At 62.9% G+C, this 6,494-nt stretch carries 10 protein-coding genes; 6 read left to right on the forward strand and 4 right to left on the reverse strand.

Annotated elements, in window-relative coordinates:
• Window positions 1-162 precede the first annotated feature (162 nt).
• Entirely contained in the window at window positions 163-717 is a 555-nt protein-coding gene (locus KGZ89_04740) for an N-acetyltransferase (protein ID MBS3974156.1), read from the forward strand.
• A 12-nt stretch (window positions 718-729) separates the two neighbouring features.
• The gene (locus KGZ89_04745; protein MBS3974157.1) at window positions 730-1,110 is read left to right on the forward strand and encodes a hypothetical protein; all 381 of its coding nucleotides are present in this window, start codon (window positions 730-732) and stop codon (window positions 1,108-1,110) included.
• 42 nt (window positions 1,111-1,152) lie between these two features.
• Here KGZ89_04745 and KGZ89_04750 read toward each other — a convergent pair whose 3' ends face one another.
• Together KGZ89_04750 and KGZ89_04755 are read right to left on the reverse strand one after the other, a co-directional pair.
• Window positions 1,153-1,575 carry a type II toxin-antitoxin system VapC family toxin gene (locus tag KGZ89_04750; GenBank protein ID MBS3974158.1) on the reverse strand — a complete coding sequence of 141 codons (423 nt, stop codon included), beginning with the start codon at window positions 1,573-1,575 and terminating at the stop codon, window positions 1,153-1,155.
• The gene (locus KGZ89_04755; protein MBS3974159.1) at window positions 1,572-1,868 is read right to left on the reverse strand and encodes a ribbon-helix-helix protein, CopG family; all 297 of its coding nucleotides are present in this window, start codon (window positions 1,866-1,868) and stop codon (window positions 1,572-1,574) included. The genes KGZ89_04750 and KGZ89_04755 overlap by 4 nt, the downstream gene beginning before the upstream one ends.
• Window positions 1,869-2,081: 213 nt before the next feature.
• On the opposite strand from KGZ89_04755, the gene KGZ89_04760 reads away from it, so the two are divergent.
• Genes KGZ89_04760 through KGZ89_04775 form a run of 4 tightly spaced genes read left to right on the forward strand, consistent with a single transcriptional unit; the run spans window position 2,082 to window position 5,536 of the window.
• The gene (locus tag KGZ89_04760; protein ID MBS3974160.1) at window positions 2,082-3,431 is read left to right on the forward strand and encodes a citrate/2-methylcitrate synthase; all 1,350 of its coding nucleotides are present in this window, start codon (window positions 2,082-2,084) and stop codon (window positions 3,429-3,431) included.
• A gap of 49 nt (window positions 3,432-3,480) precedes the next feature.
• A complete protein-coding gene (locus KGZ89_04765) occupies window positions 3,481-3,807 on the forward strand; it encodes a PLDc_N domain-containing protein (protein ID MBS3974161.1) in 327 nt (108 codons plus the stop codon).
• Complete coding sequence (locus KGZ89_04770; protein MBS3974162.1) at window positions 3,804-4,766, forward strand: ABC transporter ATP-binding protein; 963 nt, start codon at window positions 3,804-3,806, stop codon at window positions 4,764-4,766. Before KGZ89_04765 ends, KGZ89_04770 begins: the two co-directional genes overlap by 4 nt.
• Entirely contained in the window at window positions 4,766-5,536 is a 771-nt protein-coding gene (locus tag KGZ89_04775; GenBank protein ID MBS3974163.1) for an ABC transporter permease subunit, read from the forward strand. Before KGZ89_04770 ends, KGZ89_04775 begins: the two co-directional genes overlap by 1 nt.
• A gap of 69 nt (window positions 5,537-5,605) precedes the next feature.
• On the opposite strand, the gene KGZ89_04780 is transcribed toward KGZ89_04775, so the two are convergent.
• Both KGZ89_04780 and KGZ89_04785 read right to left on the reverse strand, forming a co-directional pair.
• Complete coding sequence (locus KGZ89_04780; GenBank protein MBS3974164.1) at window positions 5,606-6,319, reverse strand: hypothetical protein; 714 nt, start codon at window positions 6,317-6,319, stop codon at window positions 5,606-5,608.
• Window positions 6,316-6,494 (reverse strand): PadR family transcriptional regulator (locus tag KGZ89_04785; GenBank protein MBS3974165.1); only part of this gene is annotated, 179 nt, incomplete at its 5' end. The genes KGZ89_04785 and KGZ89_04780, both read right to left, overlap by 4 nt.

The following is a 6,494-nucleotide window of genomic DNA, read 5'->3' on the forward strand; positions in this document are numbered from 1 at the left end:
CTCCTGCCGCCCGGCAACTACGTCTACTATGTATTTGCAAGCAGCGGGGGCCCGCGACCCGTTACTTCTTTCGCCAGCCGGGTGATTACGATCCGATAGACACCGCTGACGATCCACGTATACACCGGAATCGGGCCAGCCGTCTCATAGGGGTTAGGCGAAATGGTGTTTCGTAGAGAGGAGTGCCAGTTGCATATCACGGAAGCGACACCGGGAGATTTAGCGCGCGTGCTTGAGATAGAGCGCGAGGCGTTCGCGAGTTCCGACGTCGCTGAGCTCGTGTCTGAGCTGCTGGAAGACCCTACAGCGAAGCCTCTTCTCTCCCTGCTCGCATGGGAGAGGGATGAGGCGGTCGGTCACATCATGTTCACACCGGCAAAGCTCGACGGAGCGCGCAAGCCGTTGATTTCGATACTGGGTCCGCTGGCGGTTGTGCCGCATGCCCAGCGACGTGGTGTCGGCAAGGCCCTCATCGAATGCGGTGTTGAGCGTCTTGCACGGTCCGGTGTCGATCTGGTCTTCGTTCTGGGGCATCCGGACTACTATCCCCGGCACGGGTTCGCTCCCGCGATTCCGGTCGGGCTTGACGCGCCGTATCCCATATCGCCTCCAGAGGCCTGGATGGTTCGCGAGCTCAGCATGGGCTATGTGGGCCGCGTTCGGGGTACCATTCTCTGCGCTGATGCGCTCAACCATCCGGAACATTGGCGCGAATAGGGGGGGGCGGTGGTGATGCTGGTCGTATGGGCGGTACTCGCGGTGCTGGCGATCATCTACGTGGTGCCGTTCGTCGTCTACGGCATCGCCAGTGCGTTCGGGGGCGTCGAGCTGCCTCAAGAGGTGTCGCCCCGCAGGTTTCTCCTCGGCATCTTGCTCACGAAGTTCGGCACGGCCGTTGCCTTCGTGATCGTTTTCTGGCTGACCTCGGCGGTGTGGGCCGACCGCTGGCTTGCTTACGGCGCGATCTGGTTCGTCATGTTCGCCGCAAGCGAGATAGGTGAGGCGGTCTCGGGCCGGACGAGCGCTAAAGAGGCTGTGCTTGGCATCCTCTCCGAGGCGATCTACGCTCCGGCTGCAGCGTTTGCGGCTCACGCGATTCTGACGGGCTGACGCGCACAAGGTGCAGCCCCGGCCGCAATCGCGCAGGCAGCTCTACGCCAGCAGCTTGACCGGGCATTCGGTCACCCGTGCGAGTGCCCTGTCGGCCGTCACCAGCTCGCAGTCGAGCTTGATCGCCAGGGCGGGGAACGCCGCGTCGTGCAGCGTCAGATCGTGTGCGAGCGCGAGATCGAGTGCGGTCTTCATGAGCTCGGCATCGAGCGGGACGATCAGGATGTCGGCCTCGAAGAGTCCCTCGGCGGCCGTGTGAAGTGTTGCCGCATCGAGGTTTGCGTAACGCAACCCGCCGAGCACCTCGGTAGGCATGTGTGGTGGGGCCGCGAGAAGAAGATCACCCCGGGAGTGGGCGGACAGGAGCTCGAGTGCGTACTCGACGTGGCACTCATCTGTGTTGTTGAACCACTTGTAGGCGACGGAGCTGTCGATCACCAAGACCGAGCGGCCGGTGTCGCTCACTTGTCTTCCTTCGCGACAGATGGCATCCAGGGTTCCGGCATGTCCCGGAAGCGGCGGATGATGGCTGTTCCGTCGGTGCCCTTGGGCATGTGCGTGGCGGCCTCTCGCATCTTGTCGATCGCCGCGTCGATGCGCTCGATGCGCTCGGCGCGGGCCTGCTCGGCATCGAGTGTTGCGATGTAGTGAGCGGCTGCCTCCTGCACGAAGCCGCTTCGAGTGGTGCCCGTCTCTGCGGCACGCCGGTCGATATCTTCGAGCAGCGCGTCGGGGACGGAGATGGTTGTCTTCGCCATGATGTATCACCCTAGGTATGACTAGAAGTAGTATAAAGGGTAACACCAGCGCAGCGCACGGTCAAGAGGCGGTAGCGGACACCATGGATGACGGATATACTATATTCCCGAAAGATCACGAGACCTTACATGTCGTCTGCTTATCGCCGCATGATCCAGGCGAGAGTGCGCCCAGTCACATCCGGTTTCCTGGCGACATAATGGGGAGTATTGATGCCCAAGAACGATGTGAATCTCACACGGTGGAGCAAGCTCGCAGAGGCGAACAGCGTATTCGCGCCGGAACTCTTCGAGAAGTACGACGTCAAGCGGGGCTTGCGCGATGAGTCCGGTCGAGGTGTGGTCGCCGGCCTGACGCAGGTGGGCGATGTCATCGGCTACTACACCGACACAGGCACGAGCCATCCGTCTCCTGGGAAGCTCATCTACCGCGGCATCGAGATCAACGAAATCGTGGAAGGTTTCACTTCGGCAGGCCGTCGGGGGTACGAAGAGACCGCGTACCTGCTTCTCTTCGGCGAGTTGCCAAACGCCGACGAGCTTGCCGAGTTCGAGGACGCGCTCGCTTCGTACCGCAAACTGCCGCGACAGTTCGTGCACCACGGCATCTTGGACATGCCGAGCCGGGACATCATGAACGCGCTCGCGCGTACGGTGCTCTCGCTTTACACGCTCGACGACCGAGCGGACGACACCTCGATCGCGAACGTCTTGCGACAGAGTCTCCATCTGATCGCCAAGCTCCCGATGCTGTCCGTCTATGCCTATCAGGCGCATCTCGATGATTCCCTCGGCAAGAGTCTTGTCATCCACCGGCCGGTGCGTGAGCTCTCAACCGCCGAGAACTTCTTGCACATGCTCCGCTCTGACTCGAAGTACACCGAGCTTGAGGCGACGCTGCTCGACCTCTCGCTTGTTGTGCACGCCGAGCACGGGGGCGGAAACAATTCGACGTTCACGACTCGCGTGGTCACCTCGTCAATGACCGATACTTACTCGGTTATTGCCGCCGCGCTCGGTTCGCTGAAGGGGCCGCGTCACGGCGGTGCGAACATCAAGGCGCTGGAGATGCTCGCAGACGCCGAGGAGCGCGTACGTGACTGTGAAGATGAGCACGAAATTGCCGCCTATCTCGGCAGGATTCTTGACAAGCAGGAGTTCGACCGCTCTGGACTCATCTACGGGATGGGGCACCCCGTCTACTCGATCTCGGATCCGCGCGCTCTCATCCTGAAGCGCTACGCCGAGATGCTCGCCGTCGAGAAGGGCCGAGAGATGGAGTTCCGCTTCTACGAGCGGATCGAGCGTCTCGCGCCCGAGGTTATCGCGAAGAGCAGGACGATGCAGAAGGGCGTGAGCGCCAACGTCGACTTTTACTCGGGCTTTGTCTGCGAGATGCTTGGGATACCCAAGGAGCTCTTCACCCCGCTCTTCGCGATCTCCCGTGTCGCGGGGTGGTGCGCGCATCGCATCGAGGAGATCGCTACCGGCGGCAAGATCATCCGACCCGCATACAAAGCGGTCGGCGCGAGGCGGGAGTACATCCCGCTCGAGCAGCGGTAGCGGTCACTGAGTTAGGGCATTTGCTGGAAAGAAAGGGAGGTGTATGGGGATGATCGAATCGATTGCGGAGTCACTCGAAGTCTCGACATCTGTGGTGTGGGGCCTCGGTGCCCTAATCGCGCTGCAACTGGCTGTTACCGTCGTCGCGCTGGTCGACCTTGCGCGACGGCCACGGGTTCGCTTCGGCAGGAAGTGGCTGTGGGCGCTCGTCATCATCTTTCTCGGCAACTCGTTCATCGGCCCGATCCTCTATCTGGCGATCGGTCGTAACGTACCCGAGGAGATCGACGTGAAAGCGGCGCCTGCGGACGCGGCTGCACACGAGCGTACTCGCCGCGCTGTCGACTCGCTCTACGGGGAGCGCGAGACCCGATGAGCGGCCGGGCCGTCGCCACAGATGCCCCGACCGCCACCGGCGTCGCCATCGAGATCACCGGCCTATCGAAGTACTACGGCGAGACCCGCGCGCTCGAAGGTGTCGACCTCACCGTGCCGGAGGGTTCGGTCTACGGCTTCCTCGGCCCCAACGGTGCGGGCAAGACGACCGCGCTTCGGATACTCACGGGCATGGCCCGGCCGAGCGTCGGCGGCGCGACGGTGTTCGGGCACGACGTGGTGCGCGCCACCAACGACGTGCGCGCGCTGATCGGCTTCCTACCCGACGTCCCCGGCTACTATCCGTGGATGACCGCCGAGGAGTTCTTGCGCTTTGCAGGTCGGCTCCACGGCGTGAGCGGCCGCCTGCTCGACGAGCGTGTGGCGTCCCTGCTCGACCTTGCGGGACTCGCCGGGGTCACGCAGAGGGTCGGCGGCTTCTCGCGCGGCATGAAGCAGCGGCTCGGTGTGGCGCAGGCACTCATCAACGCCCCCAAGTTGCTCATGCTCGACGAGCCCACGAGCGCGCTCGACCCGATGGGCCGCAAGGACGTGCTCGAGATGATTGCGGCTCTGCGAGGCAAGACCACGGTCTTCTTCTCGACGCACATCCTCACCGATGTGGAGCGTGTGTGCGACATGGTCGCCATCCTCGATCACGGTCGCGTGGTCAGGCAGGCGACGATCGCCGAGCTCAAGCGCGAGGGTCACGCGGTGCGCCTTGCCGTCGAGGTCGAGCGTGGCGCCGAGGATCTCGAGGCGCTGCTCTCCGCTCAGCCGTGGGCGATGGGGTGCGAGCGTGACGGCCAGACGGTGCGGTGCGTGGTAGGCGACCTGCATGCGGCGCGCACGTCTATTCCCGCGATCGTGGCGAGCAAGCATATGGCGCTCGTGCGCATGGTCGACGAGGAGCCGACACTCGAAGACGTCTTCGTCGAGCTCGTAGGGGGGAGGTCCTGATGCACGGATTCGCAGTGTTCCTCGGCAAGGAGTTGACCGAGATCGTCCGTACGTGGCGGCTGTACGTGGTGCCCGGGATCCTCATCTTCTTCGGTCTGACGAGCCCGCTCATCGCCGAGGTTACCCCGGCACTGGTCTCCTCGATGGCAGGCTCCGAGGCTCAAGGGATCGTGATCGAGATCCCTCCGGCGACGACGGCCGATGCTTACCTGCAGTTCAACAACAACGCCATTGAGATCGCGGTGATCGCGCTCATCATCGCGACAGCGGGGGCGATATCGGGCGAGCGCCGGAGCGGTACGGCGCAACTCGTGCTCACGAAGCCGGTGTCGCGCACGGCGATGGTGGTCGCCAAGGCGGTATCGAACTGGATCCTGCTTGCGGTAGCCGGAGGTGTCGGAGCCGCGCTGTGCGCCGGTGTGACGGCGATCATGTTCGACACGTCGCTGCTTGCCGAGTTCGCGGCGATGGTGGGCGTGTGGTACGTGCTTGCGGCGTTCCTCGTCGCGCTCATGATGCTCTTCTCGGTGCTGCTCAAGTCACAAGCCGGGGCTGCTGGAGCGGGCATCGCAGTGTTCTTCGCGATGTCGATCCTCTCAATATGGCACGTCGCACGCGACTACTCGCCGGCGGGACTCATCGGCCTCGGTGACCGCATCGTGCTCGGGCAGCCGGACCTGTCGATCGCGTGGCCGGTGGCTACGTCGATCACGGCGACGGTGGTGCTCGTCGCGCTCGCGGCGCTGGTGTTCCAGCGCCGCGAGCTCTAGCTCGAGCACGTACGAGGCCTGCGCACAAGGTGCAGCCCTCGGCCGTTGCGTAACGATGACCCCTCTGGGCTAGGCGAACTGGTCGATTTCCACCGTCAGAGATGCATCCTCGGCGAGAAACCAGCCCTGTCGTATCGCGAACCATTCCACCATCAGCCGGATTGGCAGTGCGGTCGCTGCGACCCATAGTGGCCAGAACCAGAATTCGTTTCGCTGGAAGTTTAAGTTCACGAAGACCGCGACGAAGGCAATCGCCGCGGCAAGACCGATGGACTTGAGCAATCTTTTTCCTTGGACGAGCCCCCTCGTCTCAACTTCACTCCAGCGCGGCGCAGATCTTATGTAGGTGTCGCGTAGCCACCACGCAGCTGCAACCAGGAGGGCGAGCAGGACGACGCCGACGAAGCCAAGGATGGTGTCTGTAACCGCCCCGACCGCCGTGCACATCAGCATTAGGAAGGCGACGACCCCGGTGGTTATCGCCGCGATATGGAATTCCAGACTCCCTGAGTACACCTCGACCGTCGGCACTAGGGGAGCGTCTGCGCTGAGGTTCAGGGCTTCTTGCTCGGCTCTGAACTCGTCTACGAGAGCGGACAACTCGCCCATGGACGCGATTGCCGCCCCTAAAGCCTCCTCGCGTGTTTTGCCCTCTGACACCAAGTCCTCCACCTTGGCGGAGATGTCCGCAATTAGCTCTTCTTGCTGTTCAAGAACTTGCGGTGTCTCCTTGACGCCCTGGAAGGCGCCCTTGACGTAATACCTTATTGCCTCCACGATCACCCCTCCTGCTCCGTGCCTGACACCAGGCGATCAATTAACGTACGTGCACGCTTCCAGTCCTCTAGGTTTTGCCGATAAGCTGCGCGACCCTTCTCGGTTATCGTGTAGTACTTCCGTCGTGCACCCGGACCCGTTTCGCCCCAGTACGATCGAACGAAACCCTGCGGTTCAAGGC

It is taken from the genome of Actinomycetota bacterium, assembly GCA_018334075.1.
In the GTDB taxonomy this organism is placed as follows: Bacteria; Actinomycetota; Coriobacteriia; order Anaerosomatales; family UBA912; genus JAGXSC01.